The sequence below is a fragment of the Comamonas trifloxystrobinivorans genome (assembly GCF_043359985.1).
Taxonomy (GTDB): domain Bacteria; phylum Pseudomonadota; class Gammaproteobacteria; order Burkholderiales; family Burkholderiaceae_C; genus Comamonas; species Comamonas trifloxystrobinivorans.
The window spans coordinates 60074-83793 of sequence record NZ_JBHZGV010000002.1; the positions used below are offsets into that span (position 1 = coordinate 60074).

27 protein-coding genes are annotated in these 23720 nt (G+C 61.4%); 12 read left to right on the forward strand and 15 right to left on the reverse strand.

Going from position 1 to position 23720, the window contains the following annotated elements:
• Positions 1–12: 12 nt before the first annotated feature.
• Positions 13–1359, forward strand: coding sequence for a sigma-54 interaction domain-containing protein (locus ACFIQF_RS01955; RefSeq protein WP_393940009.1), 1347 nt, complete (start codon positions 13–15; stop codon positions 1357–1359).
• Positions 1360–1383: 24 nt separating this feature from the next.
• On the opposite strand, the gene ACFIQF_RS01960 is transcribed toward ACFIQF_RS01955, so the two are convergent.
• The 10 genes from ACFIQF_RS01960 to ACFIQF_RS02005 form a co-directional block, all read right to left on the reverse strand.
• Positions 1384–2028 carry a peroxiredoxin gene (locus ACFIQF_RS01960; RefSeq protein ID WP_008903053.1) on the reverse strand — a complete coding sequence of 215 codons (645 nt, stop codon included), beginning with the start codon at positions 2026–2028 and terminating at the stop codon, positions 1384–1386.
• A gap of 153 nt (positions 2029–2181) precedes the next feature.
• The gene (locus ACFIQF_RS01965) at positions 2182–2895 is read right to left on the reverse strand and encodes a Crp/Fnr family transcriptional regulator (RefSeq protein WP_393939611.1); all 714 of its coding nucleotides are present in this window, start codon (positions 2893–2895) and stop codon (positions 2182–2184) included.
• Between the two features lie 79 nt (positions 2896–2974).
• Complete coding sequence (locus ACFIQF_RS01970) at positions 2975–3439, reverse strand: methyltransferase family protein (protein ID WP_393939612.1); 465 nt, start codon at positions 3437–3439, stop codon at positions 2975–2977.
• Between the two features lie 15 nt (positions 3440–3454).
• Positions 3455–4111 (reverse strand): class I SAM-dependent methyltransferase, encoded by a 657-nt coding sequence (locus tag ACFIQF_RS01975; protein ID WP_393939613.1) that lies wholly within the window; start codon positions 4109–4111, stop codon positions 3455–3457.
• Positions 4108–4938: a prolipoprotein diacylglyceryl transferase family protein gene (locus ACFIQF_RS01980; protein WP_393939614.1), complete on the reverse strand. Its 831-nt coding sequence runs from the start codon at positions 4936–4938 to the stop codon at positions 4108–4110. The genes ACFIQF_RS01975 and ACFIQF_RS01980 overlap by 4 nt, the downstream gene beginning before the upstream one ends.
• A gap of 4 nt (positions 4939–4942) precedes the next feature.
• Entirely contained in the window at positions 4943–5857 is a 915-nt protein-coding gene (locus tag ACFIQF_RS01985) for an alpha/beta hydrolase family protein (protein WP_393939615.1), read from the reverse strand.
• Between the two features lie 25 nt (positions 5858–5882).
• Entirely contained in the window at positions 5883–6341 is a 459-nt protein-coding gene (locus ACFIQF_RS01990) for a hypothetical protein (protein ID WP_393939616.1), read from the reverse strand.
• A 9-nt stretch (positions 6342–6350) separates the two neighbouring features.
• Complete coding sequence (locus ACFIQF_RS01995) at positions 6351–6800, reverse strand: OsmC family protein (RefSeq protein ID WP_008903062.1); 450 nt, start codon at positions 6798–6800, stop codon at positions 6351–6353.
• Positions 6801–6882: 82 nt separating this feature from the next.
• Positions 6883–7074, reverse strand: a complete 192-nt coding sequence (locus tag ACFIQF_RS02000; protein ID WP_028600946.1) for a YgaP family membrane protein — start codon at positions 7072–7074, stop codon at positions 6883–6885.
• 53 nt (positions 7075–7127) lie between these two features.
• The gene (locus ACFIQF_RS02005; RefSeq protein WP_393939618.1) at positions 7128–8012 is read right to left on the reverse strand and encodes an MBL fold metallo-hydrolase; all 885 of its coding nucleotides are present in this window, start codon (positions 8010–8012) and stop codon (positions 7128–7130) included.
• Between the two features lie 117 nt (positions 8013–8129).
• Here ACFIQF_RS02005 and ACFIQF_RS02010 point away from each other — a divergent pair, with 117 nt between their 5' ends.
• The 8 genes from ACFIQF_RS02010 (at position 8130) to ACFIQF_RS02045 (ending at position 14925) form a co-directional block, all read left to right on the forward strand.
• Complete coding sequence (locus ACFIQF_RS02010) at positions 8130–8450, forward strand: ArsR/SmtB family transcription factor (protein ID WP_393940011.1); 321 nt, start codon at positions 8130–8132, stop codon at positions 8448–8450.
• A gap of 3 nt (positions 8451–8453) precedes the next feature.
• A complete protein-coding gene (locus ACFIQF_RS02015) occupies positions 8454–8891 on the forward strand; it encodes a YeeE/YedE family protein (protein ID WP_393939620.1) in 438 nt (145 codons plus the stop codon).
• A gap of 11 nt (positions 8892–8902) precedes the next feature.
• Positions 8903–9337: a DUF6691 family protein gene (locus tag ACFIQF_RS02020; RefSeq protein WP_393939622.1), complete on the forward strand. Its 435-nt coding sequence runs from the start codon at positions 8903–8905 to the stop codon at positions 9335–9337.
• 1 nt (position 9338) lies between these two features.
• Positions 9339–9770 (forward strand): protein tyrosine phosphatase family protein, encoded by a 432-nt coding sequence (locus ACFIQF_RS02025; RefSeq protein ID WP_139019267.1) that lies wholly within the window; start codon positions 9339–9341, stop codon positions 9768–9770.
• A gap of 37 nt (positions 9771–9807) precedes the next feature.
• Entirely contained in the window at positions 9808–11535 is a 1728-nt protein-coding gene (locus ACFIQF_RS02030) for a SulP family inorganic anion transporter (RefSeq protein WP_008903069.1), read from the forward strand.
• 257 nt (positions 11536–11792) lie between these two features.
• On the forward strand, positions 11793–12989 hold the full coding sequence (locus ACFIQF_RS02035) for an efflux RND transporter periplasmic adaptor subunit (RefSeq protein ID WP_393939624.1): 1197 nt from the start codon (positions 11793–11795) through the stop codon (positions 12987–12989).
• Complete coding sequence (locus ACFIQF_RS02040; RefSeq protein ID WP_393939625.1) at positions 12986–14176, forward strand: ABC transporter permease; 1191 nt, start codon at positions 12986–12988, stop codon at positions 14174–14176. The genes ACFIQF_RS02035 and ACFIQF_RS02040 overlap by 4 nt, the downstream gene beginning before the upstream one ends.
• Positions 14173–14925, forward strand: coding sequence for an ABC transporter ATP-binding protein (locus tag ACFIQF_RS02045; RefSeq protein ID WP_008903073.1), 753 nt, complete (start codon positions 14173–14175; stop codon positions 14923–14925). Before ACFIQF_RS02040 ends, ACFIQF_RS02045 begins: the two co-directional genes overlap by 4 nt.
• 205 nt (positions 14926–15130) lie before the next feature.
• Here the strand turns inward: ACFIQF_RS02045 and ACFIQF_RS02050 are convergent, their stop codons facing one another.
• Positions 15131–16327: a tyrosine-type recombinase/integrase gene (locus ACFIQF_RS02050; protein WP_393939627.1), complete on the reverse strand. Its 1197-nt coding sequence runs from the start codon at positions 16325–16327 to the stop codon at positions 15131–15133.
• 90 nt (positions 16328–16417) lie between these two features.
• Here ACFIQF_RS02050 and ACFIQF_RS02055 point away from each other — a divergent pair, with 90 nt between their 5' ends.
• Positions 16418–17425 carry a DNA-binding protein gene (locus tag ACFIQF_RS02055; protein ID WP_393939628.1) on the forward strand — a complete coding sequence of 336 codons (1008 nt, stop codon included), beginning with the start codon at positions 16418–16420 and terminating at the stop codon, positions 17423–17425.
• A gap of 132 nt (positions 17426–17557) precedes the next feature.
• Here the strand turns inward: ACFIQF_RS02055 and ACFIQF_RS02060 are convergent, their stop codons facing one another.
• The 4 genes from ACFIQF_RS02060 to ACFIQF_RS02075 form a co-directional block, all read right to left on the reverse strand.
• Positions 17558–18160 carry an isochorismatase family protein gene (locus ACFIQF_RS02060; RefSeq protein WP_393939630.1) on the reverse strand — a complete coding sequence of 201 codons (603 nt, stop codon included), beginning with the start codon at positions 18158–18160 and terminating at the stop codon, positions 17558–17560.
• A 59-nt stretch (positions 18161–18219) separates the two neighbouring features.
• On the reverse strand, positions 18220–18765 hold the full coding sequence (locus ACFIQF_RS02065; protein ID WP_393939631.1) for a hypothetical protein: 546 nt from the start codon (positions 18763–18765) through the stop codon (positions 18220–18222).
• An 88-nt stretch (positions 18766–18853) separates the two neighbouring features.
• Positions 18854–19102, reverse strand: coding sequence for a GlsB/YeaQ/YmgE family stress response membrane protein (locus ACFIQF_RS02070; protein ID WP_393939632.1), 249 nt, complete (start codon positions 19100–19102; stop codon positions 18854–18856).
• Positions 19103–19400: 298 nt separating this feature from the next.
• Positions 19401–20600 carry an amino acid aminotransferase gene (locus ACFIQF_RS02075; protein ID WP_393939633.1) on the reverse strand — a complete coding sequence of 400 codons (1200 nt, stop codon included), beginning with the start codon at positions 20598–20600 and terminating at the stop codon, positions 19401–19403.
• A 133-nt stretch (positions 20601–20733) separates the two neighbouring features.
• On the opposite strand from ACFIQF_RS02075, the gene uvrB reads away from it, so the two are divergent.
• Together uvrB and iscR are read left to right on the forward strand one after the other, a co-directional pair.
• Positions 20734–22827 carry an excinuclease ABC subunit UvrB gene (uvrB, locus tag ACFIQF_RS02080; protein ID WP_393939635.1) on the forward strand — a complete coding sequence of 698 codons (2094 nt, stop codon included), beginning with the start codon at positions 20734–20736 and terminating at the stop codon, positions 22825–22827.
• Positions 22828–23049: 222 nt separating this feature from the next.
• Positions 23050–23586: a Fe-S cluster assembly transcriptional regulator IscR gene (iscR, locus tag ACFIQF_RS02085; protein ID WP_393939637.1), complete on the forward strand. Its 537-nt coding sequence runs from the start codon at positions 23050–23052 to the stop codon at positions 23584–23586.
• Positions 23587–23720 lie beyond the last annotated feature (134 nt).

Here is a 23720-nt window from a genome sequence, read left to right on the forward strand (position 1 = left end):
AAGATCTACCCGATGGCCCACGTGTTGCCTGAACTGCTCTCTTACCTGGAAAGCCTGGCCGAGCCGCACATCCTACTGGACCGCCAGTACCGCATCATGGCCGCGAATGCGGCCTACCGTAGCCAGTTCAGCCCGCGCGCCTCGGTGGTCGGGCGCACCTGCTACGAGGTATCCCATCACTTCAGCGTGCCATGTGATCAGGCAGGTGAAAGCTGCCCTCTGGCGCGTGCGCGCGAGTCGGGCCAGCGCGAACGCGTGCTGCACCTGCACCACACGCCCCAGGGCGAGTCGTACGTGAACATCGAGCTGGTGCCACTGCTAGATGCAACGGGTGAACAGGCGTATTTCGTGGAGAAGATGGAGCCCTTGCGCGTGGCCCAGGGTCAGCCCGTGCGGCAGGGACTGGTGGGCCGTTCGCCGGCCTTCCAGCGCATGTTGGAGCTGGTGGCTCGGGTTGGGCCGTCGCAAGCCAGCGTGCTGCTGCTCGGAGAGTCGGGTACAGGCAAGGAGTTGGTGGCCCAGGCTGTGCACGATGCCAGCCCGCGCGCAACCCACCCGCTGGTGGTGGTGGACTGTGCGAGCCTGCCCGAGAATCTGTTCGAGAGTGAACTGTTCGGCCACGAACGAGGCGCCTTCACTGGTGCCAATACCAGCAAGCCCGGGTTGGTGGAAGCCGCCAGTGGCGGTACTTTGTTTCTGGATGAAGTGGGCGACATTCCGCTAGCCATGCAGGTTAAGCTGTTACGCCTGCTGGAGAGCGGCACCTACCGCCGCGTTGGCAGCAACGAGCTGAGGCGCACCGATGTGCGCGTGGTCTCGGCCACACACCGCGACCTCAAGGCCATGGTGACCGACGGGCGCTTCCGCGAAGACCTGTATTACCGGCTCAGCACATTCCCCATTGCCCTGCCGGCGCTGCGGGAACGGGGAGACGACATTGCGCTGCTGGCGGCAGCGCTGCTGGAGCGGGTGGCGCCGCAACGGCGTCTGAGCCTGTCTGCAGATACGCTGGCCTTGCTCCAGCGCTATCCGTTCCCGGGCAATGTGCGTGAGCTGCGCAATGTTCTGGAGCGCGCTGCCTTGCTGGCCGACGGCCACAGTATCGAGCCAGTGCATGTGGAGCGCGCACTGGGTACCGACGCGAGGCCTTCGCCGGTGGCATTGCAACGCGCAGAAGCGCCGGAGGCCACAGCATCCGGCGCGGAGTCTTCATTGCGAAGCGTCGAGCGTGCCGCCCTGCAGGCCCAGCTCAAGGCCCACCGCGGCAGCCGCGCCGAACTGGCGGAAAAACTCGGGATTAGCGAGCGGTCTCTCTACCGCAAGCTTCGCGATATCGGTGACGCCCCTGACGCGGCTTGAAGCACGGAACCCGGGCTGCCAGGGTCAGAGCTTACGGGTCGAGAAGTACCAGTCTTTCATGGCGTAGCCCTCGCCCTTGCGCGCTTCGATAGCGGCCGGGGTCTTGGGTGGCGGCACGATGACATCGCAGCCCGGCGTCCAGCCCTCAGGCGTGGCGATCTTGTGGGCGTCGCTGGTCTGCATGGCGGTCAGAAGGCGCACGAACTCGTCGATCGAGCGGCCATTGCTCATGGGGTAATACACCATGGCGCGCAGCTTACCTTCGGGGTCGATGAAGAATGTGGCGCGAACAGCCTGCGTGTCGGCAGCACCCGGGTGAATCATTCCGTAGGCACGAGCCACATCCATCTTGATGTCGTCAATGATGGGGAAGGGAATCTCCACGCCGAAGCTGGTCTTGATGCTTTGCATCCAGGCCAAGTGCGAGTAGATACTGTCGATGGACAGACCCAGCAGTTCGCAGTTCATGCTCTTGAAGGTGTCTGAAGCCTTGGCGAAGGCGATGAACTCGGTGGTGCATACGGGCGTGAAGTCGGCTGGGTGCGAGAACAGGATCAGCCACTTGCCTTTGTAGTCGTCCAGGCTGCGCTCTCCGTGGGTAGTGTTGGCCTTGAATGCCGGTGCGGCTTCGTTGAGGTGGGGGAAGCTTGAGTTCGATGCGTTTTCCATGAGGGACTCCGTTGGAAGGTTGAAGAATCAACCGAACAGCTGTTGGCTGTTCGATGGGTTCAGTGTCGACCCACCACGGAACACCGCTCATGACATGGATCATGGCGGCGGTTGTCTTATCCTATGCCGCCGATAGCCTCAGGCGGCTGCGCTTCAAAGGTTGGAGCCGGGTTGCAGCAGCGATTCGTCTATGATGCGGTACAGACGGCCCAGTTTGTCCACTGGCTGCAGGGCACCTGCTTTCACCAGCGCCGAAATTTCGCGACTCACCGTCTCCTGTTTCAGGTCCATCATGGCGCCCATGTCCTCGCGCGAGAACAGCGTGACGAAGGCCGGATCGGTGGTGTGGCGCATCTTGAGGATGAACTGGCAGACCCGCTGTTGCGCGGTGCCGAAGTTGATCGAGGCCAGCCAGTCGTCGGCTTCTCGCAGCGCCTTATGCCACTTGTCGAGCAGGCCTGCGTGCATGCGCGGCGAGTTCAGATTCAGCTTGTGCACCACCTCGGTTGGAATGCGGCACAGCGTCACATCGGTCAGCGCGGCCGCCTCGCTGTCGTAGCGGCCGGTGGCTAGCGCCTCCAGGCCGACCACATCGCCCGGACGCAGCAAGCGCAGGATGCGTCGGCGCCCGTCACCTGTGATTCGGGACAGTTTGAGCATGCCAGAGCGCAATGTGAAGATTCCACCCGCTGCGTCCCCCTCGTTGAACAGCACCTGGTGCGCCCGGTACGCCATGTCATCAATGGGTGCGTGGATGAGGGCAAAGTCCTCCTCGTTGAGGTTGGAGAACAGGGCGACCTCACGCACGGCACAAGACCTGCAATCGGAGGTGCCGCGCCAGGCGGATTGGGTATGAATGGGGATCATGGTGGATGTGAAATGGAGGCTTGGACAAGGTTCGAGGCGTGTAGACGTATCGCCGTTGGCCGGACGCCATACCGCGAGACTAGGCGATCCACGGCAGAAACCAGCAAGTGTCCCGTCGGTAGGCCGCATAGCCCGGGTGCGCCAGAAGCATCCAGCGCTCCTCCAGCACAGCCTTGCTGACCAGCACGGCAACCAGCGCACCGAGGGCCAGCCAGGCCAGCCAGGTTGTGTTGGCCCATGCGGCTGCAATGCCACACGCCATCACCGCGGTGTACATCGGGTGGCGGATCCACCGGTAGGGGCCCTGCTGGACCAGTCGCGCTCCGGCGCGCGGTACAGGCCTGATGTTGAAGTTGCCCGGCCGGTTGGTTGACACCGCCCAGATCCCCACAAACGCGCCCGCGACTGAGGTAACCCAGGCACCAGCAGGCGCCTGGTCCGACAAGAATGAAGGTAATCCCAGCCACGCCAGCAGCACGATCAACCCGAATTGCAAGGCCACCAGGACGCTGCCCAGCGTGCGTTGCACACCGTTATCGCTCATGTCGACCCCCCGTTATCACAGGCGACGCGCGACCATGCCGATCAGCGCAGAGCGGCCATGGTGACCGCTGCCCTCGGCCAGCTCGGCTTCGTATTCACGCAAGGTGTCAATGTCGAGCTCGCTAAAGGCTTCCCGCAACAAGGATTCTGTGTAGAGGTGCGACACCAAGGGCGGCCCCCCTGTGCGGTAGTCAAGCTGCCGGGGGGTGTAGCCCTGCAGCACGAGCCATCCGCCGGGTTTCAGGGAGCGCACCATGTTGGCAAACAGGCGCGCGCGCAAGTCCGGATCGGCAAACTGCACGAAGATGGCCGCAACCCCGTCGAGGGCAGCGTCTGGCCAGGCGTAGGCATCACAGTCGGCCACTGCGAAGTTGACCGTCACGCCCCGCTGCGCCGCGAGTTCCCGGGCTTTGGCCACGCCGGTTGCCGCGATGTCGAATGCATCAACCTTCAACCCTTGTTCCGCCAACCAGACACTGTTGCGACCTTCGCCATCGGCCACGCAAAGAACCTGCTCGCCTGGTGACCAAACGTGGGCATGCTCGCGCAACCATCCATTGGGCTCGGCGCCGAACAGGAAGCCGGGTGCGGCGAAACGCTGATTCCAGGTGTTGGCTGGATCGCTGAACGCTGGGGTGTTTTTCGAGGTCATGTTCTGGGTGGGGGTGCTCATCTCGGGGCGGTTCGTAGTTGGCGCAGGCGACTCTCCAGCGCGGCGGGGTTGAGGATGCCGAAATGTGCATCGACTTGTCTGCCCTTGGCATCAAAGAAGAGCGTGATGGGCAGACCGCGTGATGCGATGGCTTGTCCGAGCGAGGACCCGCTGTCCAGCAGCACCTCGCGCAGGGTGAAACCTTGTTGTTGCAGGAAGCTTTGCACCGTGGCGGGCGATTCGCCCTGGTTAACGAAAAGAAAGGCCACCGTGGGTTCTCGCTGCTGAGCGGCCGCCAGCATCGGCATTTCCACCCGGCACGGACCGCACCAGCTGGCCCACAGGTTGACCACCACTGGACGCCCGCGCGCAGCCTCGGTGAGGCTGAGCACCCGTGCATCCTCAATCCGAACCAGTTGAACGGGGGGCAGGCTGTGGGTACCGGCCAGCCCGCTGGCCAGGGTTGCCAGCCACCAGAAAGCGACACCCGCTGTGCCGCTCACCGCCAGCGGCCTGCGCAGCCAAGGCGTGACCGAGCCGCGCCATGCCAGCCAGGCCACGCCGGCCACCAGCCCTGCCGGCGCACTCCATCCACCATCGCGCAGATCGAATGCCGCCCACGGCGATGCAAGATATGCATCCGCGTGCCACACGAGGTAGGCCAGCCGCGCCGCCACCAGACCTAACAGCGCCGCGTGGGTCACCGTGCGTCCCGCCTGTTCTCCCGATACCTTGTCCGCGCCCTGGCGAGCCCGGCGACTGGCCAGCCACGAACTCCCCCAGATCGCGATCAACAGAAGAAAGGGCGCCAGTGGCAGGGCAATTGGGCCTAGGGACAAAGACAGCATGGATTCAGTCGGCTCCGGTTCTCGGAGCGGGGGTGGCCGGTTCAATTGCGCGATGCAGAAAGCTCACCAGGGCGTGCGCGTGGGGTGCCATGGCTTCGCGCAGGTCGTGGTCTCCCTCCACCAGCAGCAGACGCGCATTGCTGGATGTTGCCAGCAGACGGTAAGCATCATCCACCGGAACGGTGCGGTCCCGCAGACCATGCACCAAGAGGATCGGACAGCGCACGGCAGGCAACGTTCCCAATGGAGCAATCTCGTCAAAAGTGACGCCGATGACCCGCTGCACATGCCGCATCACATACCAGCCAAGCAGTCCATATGGGATCTGCTTATCAGCCATGAAGCGGCGCATCACCTCGGCGGGATGGGCAAACGCAGACAGGCTGACCACAGCGCCGACGTCATGGTGACGTGCGGCATGCAGCAACGCTGCAGCCGCTCCAACCGAGTGGCCCAGCAGCGCTACGCGGTCAGCGGCGATGTTGGGTTGGTGCTTGAGCCATGCGAGACCAGCGGCAATGTCTTCGGCGAAGCGCGGCATCGATGTGAACGTCTCATCGTCGCTGTGCCCATGGCACCGGGCGTCCAGCAGCAACACAGCAAATCCGGCGGCGTGCAGCGGTGGCACCACGGATCCCATCATGGAGGCGTTGGCGCCCCAGCCGTGCATAACCAGCACTGCAGGTGCTGGCGTCGCTACGGTTTGCGGTGGTGACACCAACCAGGCGGCTAGGTGTTTGCCACCCGCAGTTGGGACATGGACTTGCCGAACACGATCCGAGGTCAAGCCAAATGCATCGTCCAAGGGCTCATGAGGTACTCGCGGCGCGCGCAACCCGCGCACGATGCCTCTGTGGGCCAACTTGCGAAGTGCCCAGACGCCGCCCAGCGTGGCCACTGCCCCAAGCACCGCGGTCATGGGCGCCCGGTCAAATCGACCTGCCTCACGTCACAACCCGTCGCGGGTTGGTGCGGGTCACAAAATGCCGGGATGTCCGGCCGATCACCGCGCCGAAGATCACATGGCCGATCAGGCTGGGCAGCACGGTGGAGGCTCCAAGTTGCCAGGGAAGCGGGTCGTTGAAATAGATCGGCAATGCCAGCGAGTTGATCGCCACATAGTAAGCCGCCCCATACGCAGCACCGGTCATTACTGGCCATCGTCCGGCTTGGGTGGCCAGAAAGACGAGGAGCAAAGGCAGCGCTGAAACCCAGCCGATGACAAGGTGTTGCACAAAAAGTAACCAGGGTTGGGGGTCGCTGACGTACAGCCCCGCGAATTTCGGGCCGTAGTGGCCAATGCGCAGGCCCGCCGATTTGAAGATCGGACTCAGCGGAACGATGGCCACGGAGGCGATAGTCCCGGAGCGGAAGCTTTCGACAAGGAGGGCCTTGATTTTCATGGGGCCAGCTCAGGATTGATCGCGCAGAGTGTGGCCGGCAGCATCGATCACCGTGACCCGCACCGGGACAGCTTGGCGCACGCTTTGGGTAACAGTGCAAAACTCCTCGAATTGCGTCAAAGCCCGCTCCAAGTGCTCCAGCGAATTCGCCACTACCCCGAGGGTGATAGTGGAGTGGATACTCAGAATACGCAGCCTTCCTTCGGGGTTGCGCCCCACCTCGGCCGTGACCTCGCAGCGCAGCGGTTCGGGTGCCTGCTTGAACTTGCGCAGCGCAAAAAGAAGTGAGTCGCTCAGACAGTTGCCCACCGAGGCACACAGCAACTGCGCAGGAGACGGGCCGCCCCCCTTACCTAGCGGTGCGGGCTCGTCGGCGATCAGGCTAGAAATGCCTTCACCAAATCGGATCTCAAAACGGTAGTCGGCCTGCTGTTGGAGCGAAACGGATACTGTGTTCATTTGGGTGATTTCGATAAGTTTGGGCGAAGGTGCGCAAGGAGCATTCACCCTGATGGGCAGATTGGGCTTGGCACCTCGCAACTCACTTCTTCAGTGAGCAGGTGTTAAAGCCGAAGATGGCATAGGGTGGACACCAGCCGATCAGGCCAGTGAGTAAGGGCACGACACCCAGGTAGCCCCACATGCCGATGGTGTTGGTAGCCGCACCCGCAATCAAGGCCAGCCCGATGAGGATGCGCAATGTGCGGTCAATGCCGCCGACGTTCTTGGTCATGGTAATTCTCCAAAAGTAAAAATGGATGGCTAAATAGCCATGTGCGCACTTGATCAAAGTGCGTTCAAGGGGATCTTCAGGTACGCGACGCCGTTGTCTTCTTTGGGCGGCAGCTCGCCAGCGCGGATGTTCACTTGAACCGATGGAAGGATCAAGGTGGGCATCTCCAGGGTGGCATCGCGCCTCGTGCGCATGGTCACGAATTCGTCTTCGCTCACGCCATCATGCACGTGGATGTTTTTAGCGCGCTGTTCCGCCACCGTCGTCTCGAAAGCCACCGGTCGGTCGTTGGGAGGGTAGTCGTGGCACATGAAGAGTCGTGTTTCTGGTGGCAGGCTCAGCAGCTTGCGGGTGGATGCGTAAAGCGCGCGGGCGTCGCCGCCTGGGAAGTCACAACGCGCAGTGCCCACGTCTGGCATGAAGAGGGTGTCGCCCACAAACACCGCATCACCAAAGCGATAGGCAGCGCAGGCTGGCGTGTGACCTGGCACGAACATCACCTCACCAGACAACATGCCCAATGGGATGCTTTCTCCCTCCTGGAAAAGATGGTCGAACTGCGAGCCATCCTGTTTGAAACCCGGCTCTAGGTTGAAAACGCCTTTGAACACCTTTTGAACTGCAGTGATGTTGCCGCCAATCCCGATCTTTCCGCCGAGATGTGCCCGCAAGTACGGCGCGGCCGAAAGGTGATCGGCGTGTGCGTGAGTTTCTAGGATCCATCGCACCTTGAGCTGATGGGTGCGCACATAGTCAATCACCTTGTCAGCAGAGTTGTACGTTGTGCGGCCCGATTTAGGGTCGTAGTCGAGCACTGAATCGATGATCGCTGCTTCGCTGCCTGGGCCGTTGTGCACAACATAGGACACCGTCCAGGTGGCGGGGTCGAACATTCCATGCACATGGAGCTGAGGGGTTGCTGTCGGGGCGGATGTCATAGGCGGCTCCTTCTTAAATAAGGTACGGATAATATATTGACAGATAGTTTATTTGTCAATATATTATCTTCATCGCATGAAAAGTCGCAGGCCGCCACACCCTTGGAAGAAGCACCGATGAAGAACTCCTTGATGGACTTGGAACAAATGCAGTTGGCCGCGGACCAGGCCTGCCGAATGATGAAGGTGCTGGCTAACCCTGACCGGCTACTCATCCTGTGCCAGCTCTCACAAGGCGAACGCCGGGTTGGTGAGCTTGAAGATTTGTTGGGCATCGTGCAACCCACCTTGTCGCAGCAACTAACCGTGTTGCGCGGTGAGGAACTGGTGAGCACTCGCCGTGAAGGCAAAAACATCCACTACGCATTGACCAACCCCAAAGCGCTGGCCGTGATGCAGGTGCTGTACGAGCAATTTTGTGTTTGCAAATCGGAGTGAACCATGACGATTGATTGGATCAATTTCACGCCCTGGGCTTCGCTGTCCGGCGGCATCCTGCTGGGCGTAGCCACGGCTTTTTTCATCCTGATCAATGGCCGGGTGCTAGGCATCAGCGGCATCCTGGGTGGGCTGCTACCACCTAAGCTGGGAGACGCAGGCTGGCGAATAGCCTTCCTTCTGGGCATGCTAGCCGCACCGCTCGTATACGGCTTGCTGGCGCCTGCAGACTTTGTACAGGCGCCACGCATCGACGCCGGTTTCCCCACCATCGTGGGCGCTGGGCTTCTGGTAGGTCTGGGCACACGCTACGGCTCGGGCTGCACCAGCGGACATGGCGTCTGCGGTCTTTCGCGCCTGTCACCCCGCTCACTGGTAGCCACACTCGCGTTCATGGGTGCGGGTTTCACCATGGTCTTCGTGGTTCGCCACGTTCTGTAAGGAGCATCTACATGCACCGCATCACCGAGTTCTTTGTGGGCCTACTGTTCGGCCTGGGCCTGTTGCTCTCCGGCATGACCGACCCGGCAAAAGTGCTGGGCTTCCTCGACCTATTCGGCATCTGGGACCCTTCGTTGGCCTTCGTCATGGGAGGCGCGATTGCCGTAGGCTTTTTCGCCTTTGCGCTGGCGCGCAAGCGAACCACCAACTTCATGGGCGGTGCCCTGCACCTACCGAAGTCAACGCAGATCGACAAGCGCCTACTCATCGGCGGCCTGACTTTTGGCGCGGGCTGGGGTCTGGCAGGCTTTTGCCCTGGTCCGGGTATCGTGTCAATGGGCTCGGGCGAGTTGAAGGCTGCGGTTTTTGTGGCGGCCATGCTCTTAGGCATGGCAATTTTTGAAATCGCCGAGCGCGCAGGCTCGCGTCGACGTATGGGAGCGTGAGGTGACCCCTTTCAAAGCCGTACCCCTCTCCGAAACCTTGTCGGTCACCGGGCAAATCTCTCCAGACGACCTTCAGGCGATTGCTGCCGCCGGCTTCAAATCGCTAGTCTGCAACCGTCCAGATGGTGAAAGCCCAGGGCAGTTCAGCTCACAGGATATTGCGACGGCTGCAAACGCAGCCGGACTGAAGCTGGCCTATCTGCCCGTCGTCTCGGGTAGCGTTCGCGCGCAGGACGGACGCGATTTTGGTGACTTGCTGACACAGTTGCCTGGCCCTGTGCTGGCCTACTGCCGCAGCGGTACGCGATCAGCCTTGCTTTGGGCGCTTTCGCAAGTGGGTTCAAAGCCCTGGCCAGATCTCGTACAGAGGGCCGCCCAAGCCGGATTCAACCTGACCACCTTGGTACCACCCGTGCCACCATCGAAATCGTGATGTTTAACGCCTGCACTGGTATCCTTCCATGAGCACAATGCCATCCTGGCGCCGCGTGTTGCCTTCACTGCCTGTGTTGCAATGGGGTCGAGCGTACAACCGCGAGGCTCTGGTGAGTGATGGCGTGGCGGCACTCATCGTCACCATCATGTTGATCCCTCAGAGCCTCGCCTACGCCATGCTCGCGGGCTTGCCGCCCGAGGTGGGTCTTTACGCCAGCGTAGCGCCGCTACTGCTATATGCGGTGTTCGGCACCAGCCGCGTGCTTGCGGTGGGGCCGGTGGCGGTAGTCTCGCTCATGACAGCTGCTGCCATTGGACAGCACGCCCCGGCTGGTACACCCGAATACTGGGCAGTAGCCATCACGCTGGCTTTTCTTTCGGGCTTGCTGCTGCTGTCCATGGGGTTGCTACGTCTTGGCTTTCTTGCTAACTTCCTCAGCCACCCGGTCATCTCAGGCTTCATTTCGGCATCGGGCATCCTGATCGCGGCCAGCCAGCTCAAGACGTTGATGGGTGTGAGCGCCGAAGGGCACAATTTCCTGGATCTGAGCCTGTCCTTGATGTCACAGCTCGGCCAGGTGCATGTGCTGACCCTGGCCATTGGAGCTGCAACCGTCGCGTTTTTGTTCTGGGTGCGCAGCGGTCTCAAACCCTTGCTGCAGCGCCTGGGCATGAAGCCGCGCGCGGCCGACGTGGTGGCCAAGACTGGGCCGGTGGCTGCCATCGCCGTGACAACGCTGCTCACCTGGGCGCTGGACTGGCAAGTTCAAGGCGTGAAGATCGTGGGCGCCGTGCCCCAGGGTTTGCCGCCGTTCACGCTGCCTCTGTGGGATCTGGGTCTGTGGCAGGCGCTGCTGGTGCCGGCACTGCTCATCAGCGTGGTTGGCTTTGTGGAGTCGGTATCGGTCGGGCAGACGCTGGCGGCCAAGCGGCGCCAGCGCATCGAGCCCGACCAGGAACTAGTGGCTCTGGGCGCGAGTAACCTGGGCGCGTCGTTCACTGGCGGCTTCCCGGTCACCGGCGGTTTTGCCCGCTCGGTGGTCAACTTCGACGCTGGCGCGCAGACGCCTGCAGCCGGCGTATTCACGGCCGCCGGCATCACGCTGGCTTCCCTTTTCCTCACGCCGGCGTTGTATTACCTGCCGCAGGCTACGCTGGCCGCCACCATCGTGGTGGCTGTTCTGTCGTTGGTGGACTTCAGCATCCTGCGCAAGACTTGGCGCTACGCGAAATCCGACTTCCTTGCGGTGCTGGCCACGCTGGTGGCCACACTCACGGTGGGCGTGGAGGCCGGCCTGGTGGTCGGTGTGGCCTTGTCGCTGGCGCTCTATCTGTACCGCACCAGCCGCCCCCACATGGCCGAGGTGGGCCTGGTTGCAGGCACGGAGCATTTCCGCAACGTGCAGCGCCACACCGTGGTGGTGAGTCCGCGGGTGCTGAGCCTGCGTGTGGACGAGAGCCTGTATTTCGCCAACTCGCGAGCCCTGGAAGACCGCATCAACAATGCCGTGGCAAGCCGCCCCGCTCTCGAGCATGTGGTGCTCCAATGCTCGGCCATCAACGACATTGATGCCAGTGCGCTGGAGAGTCTGGAAGCTATCGACCTGCGCCTGCGCGGGGCCGGCTTGAAGTTGCACCTCTCCGAGGTCAAGGGGCCGGTGATGGACCGTTTGAAGGCCACCGAATTCCTGCATGGCTTGAGTGGAAGGCTGTTTTTTACCCACTACCAAGCCATCCAGGAACTGTCGCCTGAAGTCGCTTGAGGGTTGGATCGTGGTTGCACCTGGACGTAACCACCGCTCACCTTGTGCAAGCCGAGAGTACTGCGCAGGCAACGGTGTTTCGCTACTTGCTGACCCAGGAAGCCATCTAACCTCAGGAGCAGTCGCATCGCCAAGAACTGCCGCATAAGGCTCACGTGCTTCGACCGATTGAGGTGGTAGTGCGCCATGATGGTCTTTTCAAACAACTCATTGCCGTGTTGGCCATCTGTGGCTGGCGCATCCCGAGGATCCCGCGCATGAAGATGAACCCACACAACTCCCGCCGCATCCTCCTGGGCGGCCTGGCGCTTGCACTGCTGGTGGCATTGGTCTGGGTGGCACTGCGCACTGGGCCACTGGCTCCCGTCAAGGTGCAGACAACCGAGGTGAAGAAGGGCCGCGTTACATCCGAAATTTTTGGCATTGGCCAGGTGGAGGCGCGGCATAGCTGGATGGTCGGTCCGACGGTGGCTGGGCGTGTGCTGAGCGTGAAGGTTGATGTGGGCGATACGGTGCAGCCAGGCCAGCTACTGGCCGAGATGGATCCGGTGGACCTTGAGCAGCGCTTGGCTGCGCTGGACGCATCCCTGGCGCGCGCGCAGAGCACACGTCAGGCAGCAAATGCGCAAGTGGCTGACGCGATGGCACGGCAAGCGCTGGCCGCCACCAATTTGAAGCGCAATGAAGATCTTGCGCAGCAAAACTTCATCAGTCCTGGGGCGCTCGACGCGCGCACTCAGGAAGTGGCCTCAGCTGACGCCGGGGTGCAGGCGGCGCAGGCCAACCTGGGCGGCACCGGGCAAGACCTGACGCGACTGCGTGCTGAACGCGCGGCGCTGTCGCAGCAGCGAGAGAACCTGAAGCTGGTGGCACCTGCCGCTGCCATGGTGACCGCGCGAGACGCGGAGGCCGGTACCACCGTGGTGGCTGGCCAAGCCGTGCTGCGCTTGATGGACCCGGTCAGCCTGTGGGTGACGCTGCGCGTGGACCAGGGCCGCTCGGCAGGACTCGCGCCGGGCTTGGTTGCGCGCATCACACTGCGCTCGCGGCCGGGCGAGGTGCTGGCAGGCAAAGTGGCTCGGGTGGAGCCGCTGGCGGACAGCGTGACCGAGGAGCGGCTGGCGCAAGTGGCTTTTGCGGCGTTGCCTGCGGGCGTGCCGGTGGGCGAGATGGCCGAGGTGACTCTGCAGTTGCCAGCCACTCCCGAGATGCTGGTGTTGCCGAACGCAGCCACACAGCAGCATGAAGGAAAAAATGGTGTGTGGCGACTGAAGAATGGCGTGCTGGAATTTGTACCAGTGAGGCTGGGCCTACAAGGGCTTGACGGCATGGTGGAGGTGCTGGATGGATTGCACGAGGGCGATACGGTGGTGCTCTACACCCAGAGTGCGTTGAAAGCCGGCTCTCGGATCACCCTTGTGGACCAACTGATGCCGACTGGGGGAGCGAGGTGATCAGCCTGGCCGGGCGCGACATCCTGCACGGCTGGAGCAAGTACGTGCTGACCGGACTGGGTCTGGGTCTGCTCATCGGCGTGACGCTGTCGATGGCGGGCGTATACCGAGGCATGGTGGACGACGCCCATGCGCTGCTGTCCAACAGCCGCGCCGACCTATGGTTGGTGCAGAAAGACACGCAGGGGCCGTACGCTGAATCGTCCAGCATCAAGGACGACGTGGTGCGCAGCGTGCGTGGCATGCCTGGCGTGACCGCCGCAGCCAACGTGACCTACCTGACCATGCAGGTGGCGCGCAACGGCGAAGACAACCGTGTGATGGTTGTGGGCATCGAGCCAGGGATGCCTGGTGCGCCGGGCTACCTGGTTGCAGGGCGCCACCTCACTCGCAACCACTATGAGGCGGTCGCTGATGTCAAGACCGGTTTTCAGCTCGACGAGACTGTGCGCATCCGTCGCCATGACTACACGGTGGTGGGGTTGACTCAGCGCATGGTGTCCTCCGGCGGAGACCCTATGTTGTTCGTGCCGCTGAAGGACGCGCAGGAGACACAATTTTTGAAAGACAACGACGCCATCATCAATGATCGCGCACGCACGGCCGCCAACCCAGCCTTCAACCGGCCGGGCAGTCCCGACCTGCTGGACGCGGTGCAGAACCTACAGACCAGCAGCCGCAGCGTGAATGCAGTACTGGTGCAGCTGGCACCAGGCTTCACGCCCGAACAGGTGGCCGAACCGATACGGCGCTGGAAACACCTGAGCGTGTACACGCGCGAGGGCATGGAAAATATTCTGATCGTGAAACTTATCGCCAATTCGGCGAAGCAGATCGGCATGTTTCTGGTGATCCTCGCCATTGTCAGCGCAGCGATTGTGGCCTTCATCATTTACACCATGACCATGGGCAAGCTGCGAGAGATTGCGGTGCTCAAGCTCATCGGCACGCGTGACCGAACTATTGCCAGCATGATCCTGCAGCAGGCGCTGGGCTTGGGCTTGATTGGCTTTGCGGTTGGCAAGGTAGCAGCAACCCTCTGGGCTCCTGCCTTCCCCAAATTTGTGCTGCTGCTGCCGGGCGACGCTGCGACGGGCCTGGTGGTCACGCTGGTGATCTGCGCACTGGCGAGCACGCTGGCGATCCGCGTGGCTCTGAAGGTTGATCCTGGCGCGGCGATCGGATGAATGCGATGAACACACCCTATCAAGGCGGTATCTTGATCGAAGGTCTGCGCAAGGTCTATGGTCACGGCGACACGGCTGTGGAGGCGCTAAAACACGTGAACATGCAGGTGGCCCCCGGCGAGGTGGTGGGTCTGGTGGGGCCTTCGGGCTCGGGCAAAAGCACGCTGCTCAAATGCCTTGGTGCGATCATCGAACCCAGCAGTGGCCGGATGACGCTGGGCAACGAGGTAATCTATGACAACGGCTGGAAAGTGAAAGACCTGCGTGCGCTGCGTCGTGATCGCATCGGCTTCGTGTTTCAGGCCCCCTATCTCATACCGTTCCTGGATGTGACGGACAACGTGGCGTTGCTGCCGATGCTGGCCGGACGGTCCAACGCCGAGTCCCGTGCCCGTGCGCTGGAGTTGCTAACAGCGCTGGATGTACAGCACCGTGCGCGGGCTGAGCCTTCCCAACTATCGGGCGGAGAGCAACAGCGAGTGTCAATCGCGCGGGCGCTGGCCAACAGGCCGCCGGTCATACTGGCCGACGAGCCCACCGCGCCGCTGGACAGCGAACGCGCGCTGGGTGTGATGCGCATCCTCAACCAGATGGCGCGTCAGGCTCAAACCGCCATAGTTGTGGTGACGCACGACGAAAAGATCATCCCGACTTTCAAACGGATTTATCACATTCGCGATGGACAAACGGTCGAAGAGGCTGGTGAGGGGCGGGCATTGGAAGACGCTGCACTTCTTCCCCCTTCGTAAACACGCCGCCCGTACAAAACTCGGGTTTGTAGCTCGTCAAGAAACAGCCTCTTGGCTCTTCACAGATAGGCGTACAGCCCGTACCAGGTTTGATAGGTCTGAGCGCGGTCCTGAGATACCTGCAGCAGTACCTGCAAGTAGTTCCCGATGAGGTACCTTTATAAGGCATGTCGCGCAACTGACGGACAGGATCAACGTCTCGCGATCAAACCGCCCACCCCAGCTTGTGAGCTTTTGCGGTCTGGTCATGGCGCACATCGTCTTCCGTGTGCACATAGATGCTAGTGGTGGAAATATTTGCGTGCCCCAGGTTGTCGCGAACAGCCTTGAGATCCATGTTGTCGCTCTGATGGGTGCCCGCCGTATGTCTCATCCAGTGGGCTGAGGCCTTCTCCACATGAGCGGCAGCGGCCTCATGGTCAGGACCCAGAGCGCGCAGGCGGGCTGCGGTTTCGCGGAAGATTGTCTTGACCAACTCGTGCACCCCACTGCGTCCCATAGGTTTAGACCCACCAATCAATGGCAGGAGCAGTGGGGAGTAATCGCCCTCACGCGGTAGAGGTCCCAGGTCATTCGACTTTCGGTAGCGCATTAGCTCAGAGACCAACTCGTCAGTCGCAGGAATCGCTCGGGTTTTTTCTCCCTTGCCACAAATCTCCAGCCACCAGCGCTCCCGCCCATCGGCTCCCCGTCGCCAGTAAAAGTCGCCCATGGAGTTGTTGCAGACCTCCGAAATCCGCAGGCCACCGATGTAGAGGAGTGAGAAGAGCCACCGATATCGGGCCGCTTGGAGAGCGAGGCGAGGCGTACCCGTGGGAAGGGACTCAATCGTTGCGCGTACTTGCGCCCAGTGCTCGTGGGGCAGGAATCTGCTGGTCTTGGCGGGCCGGGCCACAGATTTGCGGCGGCGCAAAGCTAAGGGGTTGCCCGCCAGATACCCGGCTTGAACCAACCAATTGAAGAGACTGTTGAGGATCGACAGCGCTTGGCGCTGGCTCTGCCTATCCAGCGGCTTGGCGAACGGACGCCAGTGGGGCGAGGACCTCGGCGCCTTCTGAGCGACCTGCATGACCCAGCGGTCGGCTGGTTGAGGATCTTCCAGAAAGGACTCGTAGGCGAGGAAATCCTCGTGAGTCAGATCGGACAGGGCCTTTCCGTACTGGTGCACGCACCAAAGCAGCAGCCTTTCGGCCTCCTTGCGATAGCTGGCCAACGTGGCCGGTGAATCCTTGTAGCGCGCCAGCCAAGCCAAAACCGCAGAGCGGTCGTCATTGGCCGCTACTTGGGGCAGGCCCTGGGCCCGATTTCGGCCACGCTCTCCGGAAAGATGAGCGGGTAGTACCAAGCCGTCCAAGGGCTCAAGATGCGCCAAAGCGGCCGGGGCGACGATCAAACTGCTCATAGGCCAAATTCTATAGACATTAGATTAATTATGTCCAGAGATTGAAAATTAATTCAACGATTTATACGTTATACGTTGTATTATTTAAGAATGAGCGAAGAATCCGAAATCCAAGCCGAAGTTGAAGCCCTGCGGGAGCGTTTCAGCGATACGAAAGCGTTGTACCGCGAGGTTTGCGCGTTGCTGTTCTTCCGATACGGCATCACGCCCACAGCCAGCAAGCTCTATCAGCATGTGCGCAAGGGCTCCATGAGCGCCCCGGCCGAAGCGCTGGCCAAGTTCTGGGAGGATCTGCGCGGCAAGGCCCGGGTGGAGATCGATCACCCCGATTTACCGGAGGCGCTTAAAGAGGCCGCAGGCCAGGCGGTCAGCGTGCTGTGGACCCAGGCAACGGAGTTGGCACGCGGGGAGCTTGCGGTCCTGCACGTCGAGGCACACGCAGAAGCCCAGAGTGCTCAGGCAGACCTGAAGGAGGCTCTGCAGCGAAGCGCCGTCCTGGAGACCCAGATACAGACCGCACAGACCAAAGTCACCGAACTGGAGACCCGAGCTCAGGCCCTTGCTGCAGAGCTTGAGCAGGAACGGCGTGCGCACGCTGCGAGCACAGCGAGAGGTGAGGCACTGTCCAGGCAGGTGGATGAGCTGAAGCTGGAGCAATCGAAGAGCAGGCAGCATTTCAGCGCCGAGTTGGAAAAAGGACGTGCAGCTATTGATGAAGCCGCCCAGCGATCTACCGAAGCGGAGCACCGGGCGCTTCGGGAAATTGACCGAGAGCGAACCGCGCGTGCCCAGGCGGAAAAGCAATTGGAGCAATTGCGAGGCAAGCTGACAGAGACCGAACGCGACTGTCACGCCAAACTACTCGAAGCCAATGCTGCACAGAGCAGGTTGGCGGCAGAAGCAGCCGGTGCTCGCGCCTCCTTGGCCGAAATTACCAGGGCGCACCAGGCGCAATCGGCCGAGCTACAGCAAGCTCTTCAGGCAGTTGCACAGCACAAGGCCGAAGCTGGCACCTTGCGTGAACTGGTGGAGCAGTTCAGACCGACGCAGAAATCTTCTCGTAAAAAGCGTGGTGGTGAAGCACCAGAAGTCAAGTGAGCAGGCCTCTGGCGAGTCAAGGGTGACGCGTCGATACAAGAAGGAATAAATGACGATTCTTTAATAACCAAAAGGCTTATGAGTCAAAACTGGCCGTATCCTGGCTTGCCCTCGATCTAGGGCTTGGCGTGCTTACTTGATCAATTGCAGCATGTCGCGGAAGTCTTCGTGCTCGCAGCTGCGCAGCCATTCAAAGGCCACCATTTCGGTGGTCACCAGCTCTGCGCCGGCACCGGCGAGGCGGTCGAAAGCGGCATCGCGGTTGCGCTCGGTACGGCTGCTGCAAGCGTCGGTGACAACCCAGACCTCGAACTCGTCTTCCAGCAACTCCAGCGCGGTTTGCAGCAGACAGACATGGGCCTCGCAGCCGGCAATGACGATGCTGTTGCGCTCAGGTGCTTGCTGTTGTGGCTTTTGCAGGTGCTTGGGCAGGCTGCGGGCATTGCCGCCTTGGGGCTTGGCCGGTGGGCGCAGCCATTCGCCCAGGCCTTCGGGCACAGCGCTGAAGAACATTTTCGACAGGGTTTTGTCGCACAGCGCACGCAGTTCTGCCGCGTTGGGGCCGAGCTTGCCGGGGTTTTGCTCGGTGCCGAACACGGGCACCTGCAGCATGCGGGCGATCTGCGCCAGCGTGGTGGCGTTCTTCAATGCTTGCTGGCCTTCAAAAATGGCGGGCATGAGCTTGTCCTGGTAGTCGACCAGAACCAGTTGGGATTCTTCAAAATCTAAGAGCATAGGCTTGGAGTCGCGGTCAGCGCTGGGCGGGCCAGCGCTGGCGGCAAAAATAGAATGGGTTAAGAAAGCGAGGGGTTTTCGGCTGCCGGCGCGGGCAACGCCAGACCGGCTTCGTGCGCTACTCGCACGCAGTCGCGCAGATGTTGCTCGCCCAGATAGCGTAGTGTCGCATAGCCCAGCGCCGCAGCTACGGCTTGGCCGGCCAAGGGCACATATTTGCTGGCTTGTTGGGCTGTCAGGCGCACGCCAATGGCTTTGGCGGCGCGCAGAATCACATCTTTGGTGATGAGTTTGCCGATCAGCACGCCGCCGAGCATGTTGACGGTGTTTTGCACCTTGTCGCGCTTGGCGGGCGAGAGTTTGGCGATTTGCTCGTCGCTCAGGCCAAAGTTGCTGCTGATCTGCGGGATCAGGCGCGAGAGCAGGGCTGCATCCACCGCCATGTCCAACCCCGGCACGGGCACGGCGCTGGCCATGGCGGCCATCAGTGCTTTGCGGTGCAGCAGCTTGCTGGAGGCTTCAACGGCTTCGACCAAGGCCGGGTTGCCGGTGTCTTGAGCCAATTGCAATGCGCTGGGCGGGCGGGGTTTGCGGCTGAGTTTCATAGGATGTCGTCAGTGCGGGAAGCGGCCAAAAAAACCAAGGCCACCGTGCACGCAAAGTGCTGCGGTGGCCCGGCGTGTCAGCGCTAGATCAGGATTTTTTGCGCAGCAGGCCGTAGATCACCAGCAGGATGATGGCGCCGACGATGGAAGCAATCCAGCCGGCCGCTTCGCCTTCGCGGTACCAGCCCATGTTGGTGCCGGCATAGGTAGCCAGCAGCGAGCCGGCAATACCTAACAGGATGGTCATGATCCAGCCGAGCTTGTCATCTCCGGGCTTGAGCGCGCGCGCCAGCAGGCCAACGATCAGGCCGACAAAGATGGTTCCAATGATTCCCATGGGTTTTCCCTCGTAGTTGAATAAATTGCGCCGTTCTGGCTGGCAAGTCAGACCCAAGCGTAGCGATGGAATGTAGCGCGTTTTGTAGGACGAGATTTCAAATTTTTCTCAATCGGTACTAATGCGTTGGTTGGTGGATGACAAGGCGGTAATCCGTCACTCGACGGTCATTCCATGGACATGTAACTGACATGCAATCGCCATGAAAAATAGCTCCCGAAGGAGCTATTGGAAGGATTGGTGACCGGGTTGCTTGGCAGCGCTGCGCCCGGCGCAGGCTGCCATGCAGCCCCAGCTATCAGGCCACGACCTTGGCGATCGAGGCGCAGACGTGGTCGATGTTCTTGCTGTTGAGCGCAGCCACGCACATGCGGCCGGTGTCGGTGCCGTACACGCCGAACTCGGAACGCAGGCGCACCATTTGCTCTTTCGACAGGCCGGAGTACGAGAACATGCCGATCTGGGTGGTGATGAAGCTCATGTCTTGCTTGACGCCGGCAGCCTTCAGGCCGTCCACCAGCTTTTGGCGCATGGCCTTGATACGCACGCGCATTTCGCCCAGTTCCTTTTCCCACAGAGCGCGCAGCTCGGGGTTGTTCAGCACGGCTGCCACCACAGCGCCACCGTGGGTAGGTGGGTTGGAGTAGTTGGTGCGGATGACGATCTTCAGCTGGCTCAGCACGCGAGCGGCTTCGTCCTTGTCGGTGGCCACCACAGACAGTGCGCCCACGCGTTCACCGTAGAGCGAGAAGCTCTTGGAGAACGAGGTAGAGACGAAAATGTTCAGGCCGGCGGCGACAAACTTGCTGATCACGGCGCCGTCTTCGGCGATGCCGTGACCAAAACCTTGGTAGGCCATGTCGAGGAAAGCCACCAGGTTCTTGGCCTTGACCACTTCGATCACCTTGTCCCACTGGGCGGCGTCGATGTCGTAGCCGGTGGGGTTGTGGCAGCAAGCGTGCAGCACGACCACGGTGCCAGGAGCGGCAGCGTTCAGGTCGGCGATCATGCCTTCGAAGTTGATGGCGCGGTTGGCCGCGTCGTAGTAGCGGTAGCTGCCCACTTCAAAACCAGCGTTCTGGAAGATGGCGCGGTGGTTTTCCCAGCTCGGGTCGGAGATCAGCACCTTGGCATTGGGGTTGAGGCGGTGCAGGAAGTCGGCACCGATCTTCAGGCCGCCGGTGCCGCCCACGGCTTGCACGGTAGCCACGCGGCCGGACTTGACCACGTCAGACTCGGCACCAAACACCAGGCCCTTGACGGCGCTGTCGTAGGCGGCGATACCGTCGATCGGCAGGTAGCCGCGCGGCGTGGGCTTGTCCATCATGGCTTTTTCAGCGGCTTGCACGCATTGCAGCAGCGGCAGCTTGCCGTTGTCGTCGAAATACACACCCACGCCCAGGTTCACTTTGCTGGGGTTGGTGTCGGCTGCATATTGCTCGTTCAGACCCAGGATCGGGTCGCGGGGGGCCATTTCGACGGAAGAAAAAAGAGACATGTGTAGTCCTTGGTAGGTAGAAATCTGGCGTAACGCCCCAAGCTGCAGAACCTCGTTGGTTCAATTTACAGTACGCTTCGGGGTTAACCCCCGTATTCTAGCGATGCCCGCCCGCGCGTGGCATACCCGACCTATGCACGAAGTCACTACCGAGGCACCTCGCGAGGGCCAATTTGTCCAATACCCCGGCTCGCCCTTTGAGCTGTTCCAGCCATACCCGCCCGCTGGCGACCAGCCGGCCGCGATTGATGCGCTGGTGGAAGGCATTGATGACGGTGAGGCTTTTCAGACCTTGTTGGGTGTGACCGGCTCGGGCAAAACCTTCACCATGGCCAATGTGATTGCGCGCACCGGGCGACCGGCCATCGTGTTTGCGCCCAACAAAACCCTGGCCGCCCAGCTGTACAGCGAGTTCCGCGAGTTTTTCCCGAAGAACGCGGTCGAATACTTCGTCAGCTACTACGACTACTACCAGCCCGAAGCCTATGTGCCGCAGCGCGATCTGTTCATCGAAAAAGACAGCGCCATCAACGAGCACATTGAGCAAATGCGCTTGTCTGCCACCAAGAGCGTGCTGGAGCGCCGCGACACGATTGTGGTGGCCACGGTCTCGGCCATCTACGGTATCGGCTCGCCCGAGTCGTACACCAAGATGCGTTTTATCGTGCGCGTGGGCGACGAGATCAGCCAGCGCGACGCGATCGCACAACTGGTGCGCATGCAGTACAAGCGCAACGACATGGATTTCTCGCGCGGCAGCTTCCGGGTGCGCGGCGACACCATCGACGTTTTCCCGTCCGAGCACAGCGAGCTGGCGGTGCGCATCGAGCTGTTTGATGACGAGATTGAGAGCATTCAGCTCTTCGACCCGCTCACCGGCCGCGTGCGCCAAAAGGTGCCGCGCTTCACCATTTACCCCAGTAGCCACTATGTGACGCCGCGCGACCAAGTGCTGGCTGCTGTGGAAACCATCAAGGAAGAGCTGGCCTGGCGCCTCAAGCAACTGGTGGCCGAGGGCAAACTGGTGGAAGCGCAGCGCTTGGAGCAGCGCACCCGGTTTGACCTGGAAATGCTCAGCGAAGTAGGGCACTGTAAAGGCATCGAGAACTACTCGCGCCACCTCTCCGGCGCCAAACCGGGCGATCCGCCGCCCACCATGACCGATTACATGCCCAAAGACGCGCTGATGTTTCTGGACGAAAGCCATCAGATGATCGGCCAGCTCAACGCCATGTACAACGGTGACAAGGCGCGCAAGACCACGCTGGTGGAATACGGTTTTCGCCTGCCGAGCGCGCTTGACAACCGGCCGCTCAAGTTTGCCGAGTTCGAGCAGCGCATGCGCCAGGTGGTGTTTGTTTCGGCCACCCCGGCCGAGTACGAAAAGACCCATGCCGGCAAGGTGGTCGAGCAGGTGGTGCGCCCCACCGGCCTGGTCGACCCCGAGGTGGAGGTGCGCCCAGCCACGCACCAGGTGGACGACGTGCTGCAAGAGATCCATGCCCGTGTCAAGGTCAACGAGCGCGTGCTGATCACCACCTTGACCAAGCGCATGGCCGAGCAGCTGACGGAGTACCTCACCGACAACGGCGTCAAGGTGCGTTACCTGCACTCGGATGTGGACACGGTCGAGCGCGTCGAGATCATCCGCGACCTGCGTCTGGGCAGCTTTGATGTGCTGGTAGGTATCAACCTGCTGCGTGAAGGCCTGGATATTCCTGAGGTCTCTTTGGTCGCCATTCTGGATGCAGATAAGGAAGGTTTCCTACGCGCGGAACGCAGTTTGATCCAGACAATCGGCCGAGCAGCCCGAAACCTGCACGGTAAAGCCATTCTGTACGCCGACAAGATCACCGATTCGATGCGCCGAGCCATGGACGAGACCACGCGGCGCCGCGCCAAGCAACTGGCCTTCAACCAAGAGCATGGCATTGTGCCCAAGAGCATCGTCAAGCAAGTGCGCGACTTGATCGACGGGGTCTACAGCACCAAGGCCAGCGAGGAGTTCGAGCGCGCCGAGCAAGCAGCGCTCAACAAGGCGCAGGTCGAGGAGATGTCCGAGCGCGATATCGCCAAGGAGATCAAGCGGCTGGAGAAGGAAATGCTGGAAGCTGCCCGCAACCTGGAATTCGAGGCTGCGGCACAGGCACGCGATCAATTGACCTTGCTCAAATCAAGGGCATTTGGAGGGGCTGCTCCAGAGGCAGGGAATACCCGGAGCCTCTAGAAAGAACTGGTTGTGTCAGTAATCTTTGCTTACCCGAGCGCCGTCAGGGGGCTTTGTGCTATACTGACACAAATTACTCAACAACAAGAAGAAAGCCTATCGATGAATGGGACCTACCCTGCCAGCAGGGTGGAGCGACGGGCTAAGACGATAACGGTGCGGGTGGCTTGCTCGCACTGTCTGTCTCTATGGTTATCAAGCCTGACCTCTTAAGGAACGATTATGCGTCTCACCACCAAAGGCCGTTTTGCTGTCACGGCAATGATTGACCTGGCTTTGCGCCAGAACAACGGCCCTGTCACTTTGGCTGCCATCAGCCAGCGCCAGCAAATCTCGCTGTCGTATCTGGAACAGCTGTTTGGCAAGCTGCGTCGCCACGAACTGGTGGAATCCACCCGTGGCCCCGGCGGCGGCTACACCCTGGCTCGCAAGGCTGCTGAAATCACCGTGGCAGACATCATCGTGTCGGTGGACGAGCCCATCGATGCCACCCAGTGCGGTGGCAAGGAAAACTGCATGGGCGAAGCCGGCCGTTGCATGACGCACGAGCTGTGGGCATCGCTGAACCAACGCATGGTCGAGTTCCTCGACTCCGTCACCCTGCAAAAGCTGGTGGACGAGCAACTGGCCAAGGGCATCCAGATTGAAGACAAACCCGTGGTGCGCCGCGCCATCTCGACCACGCCGGTGGTCAAGCCCATCCGCGTGACGGCACCGAACTCGGTGTTCGCGCTGGGCAACGCGTTTGCCAAATCCTAAGGTATAGCGCGGCGCTTGGCGCCGCCGCCTGGTGCGCTTGGGCGGCCGGGCAGGGTGGTTGCGTCTGTACGGCGCGGCCGCATGAGTAGACAGCTTGTGTTTTGAGATTTTGCGAGTGCCCGACAGCACGCGCC

Bases quoted from the DNA above. Each gene is read 5' to 3' on its own strand.
- ACFIQF_RS01985 (WP_393939615.1), bottom strand. From the start codon at position 5,857: ATGACCGCGGTGCTTGGGGCAGTGGCCACGCTGGGCGGCGTCTGGGCA.
- ACFIQF_RS02055 (WP_393939628.1), top strand. From the start codon at position 16,418: ATGAGCGAAGAATCCGAAATCCAAGCCGAAGTTGAAGCCCTGCGGGAG.
- ACFIQF_RS02015 (WP_393939620.1), top strand. From the start codon at position 8,454: ATGACGATTGATTGGATCAATTTCACGCCCTGGGCTTCGCTGTCCGGC.
- ACFIQF_RS02030 (WP_008903069.1), top strand. From the start codon at position 9,808: ATGCCATCCTGGCGCCGCGTGTTGCCTTCACTGCCTGTGTTGCAATGG.
- uvrB (WP_393939635.1), top strand. From the start codon at position 20,734: ATGCACGAAGTCACTACCGAGGCACCTCGCGAGGGCCAATTTGTCCAA.
- iscR (WP_393939637.1), top strand. From the start codon at position 23,050: ATGCGTCTCACCACCAAAGGCCGTTTTGCTGTCACGGCAATGATTGAC.
- ACFIQF_RS01980 (WP_393939614.1), bottom strand. From the start codon at position 4,938: ATGCTGTCTTTGTCCCTAGGCCCAATTGCCCTGCCACTGGCGCCCTTT.
- ACFIQF_RS01975 (WP_393939613.1), bottom strand. From the start codon at position 4,111: ATGAGCACCCCCACCCAGAACATGACCTCGAAAAACACCCCAGCGTTC.
- ACFIQF_RS02020 (WP_393939622.1), top strand. From the start codon at position 8,903: ATGCACCGCATCACCGAGTTCTTTGTGGGCCTACTGTTCGGCCTGGGC.
- ACFIQF_RS01990 (WP_393939616.1), bottom strand. From the start codon at position 6,341: ATGAAAATCAAGGCCCTCCTTGTCGAAAGCTTCCGCTCCGGGACTATC.
- ACFIQF_RS02060 (WP_393939630.1), bottom strand. From the start codon at position 18,160: ATGCTCTTAGATTTTGAAGAATCCCAACTGGTTCTGGTCGACTACCAG.
- ACFIQF_RS02035 (WP_393939624.1), top strand. From the start codon at position 11,793: ATGAAGATGAACCCACACAACTCCCGCCGCATCCTCCTGGGCGGCCTG.
- ACFIQF_RS02005 (WP_393939618.1), bottom strand. From the start codon at position 8,012: ATGACATCCGCCCCGACAGCAACCCCTCAGCTCCATGTGCATGGAATG.
- ACFIQF_RS02070 (WP_393939632.1), bottom strand. From the start codon at position 19,102: ATGGGAATCATTGGAACCATCTTTGTCGGCCTGATCGTTGGCCTGCTG.
- ACFIQF_RS01965 (WP_393939611.1), bottom strand. From the start codon at position 2,895: ATGATCCCCATTCATACCCAATCCGCCTGGCGCGGCACCTCCGATTGC.
- ACFIQF_RS02000 (WP_028600946.1), bottom strand. From the start codon at position 7,074: ATGACCAAGAACGTCGGCGGCATTGACCGCACATTGCGCATCCTCATC.
- ACFIQF_RS02065 (WP_393939631.1), bottom strand. From the start codon at position 18,765: ATGAAACTCAGCCGCAAACCCCGCCCGCCCAGCGCATTGCAATTGGCT.
- ACFIQF_RS02045 (WP_008903073.1), top strand. From the start codon at position 14,173: ATGAATGCGATGAACACACCCTATCAAGGCGGTATCTTGATCGAAGGT.
- ACFIQF_RS01955 (WP_393940009.1), top strand. From the start codon at position 13: ATGGCCCACGTGTTGCCTGAACTGCTCTCTTACCTGGAAAGCCTGGCC.
- ACFIQF_RS01995 (WP_008903062.1), bottom strand. From the start codon at position 6,800: ATGAACACAGTATCCGTTTCGCTCCAACAGCAGGCCGACTACCGTTTT.
- ACFIQF_RS01970 (WP_393939612.1), bottom strand. From the start codon at position 3,439: ATGAGCGATAACGGTGTGCAACGCACGCTGGGCAGCGTCCTGGTGGCC.
- ACFIQF_RS01960 (WP_008903053.1), bottom strand. From the start codon at position 2,028: ATGGAAAACGCATCGAACTCAAGCTTCCCCCACCTCAACGAAGCCGCA.
- ACFIQF_RS02050 (WP_393939627.1), bottom strand. From the start codon at position 16,327: ATGAGCAGTTTGATCGTCGCCCCGGCCGCTTTGGCGCATCTTGAGCCC.
- ACFIQF_RS02010 (WP_393940011.1), top strand. From the start codon at position 8,130: ATGAAGAACTCCTTGATGGACTTGGAACAAATGCAGTTGGCCGCGGAC.
- ACFIQF_RS02075 (WP_393939633.1), bottom strand. From the start codon at position 20,600: ATGTCTCTTTTTTCTTCCGTCGAAATGGCCCCCCGCGACCCGATCCTG.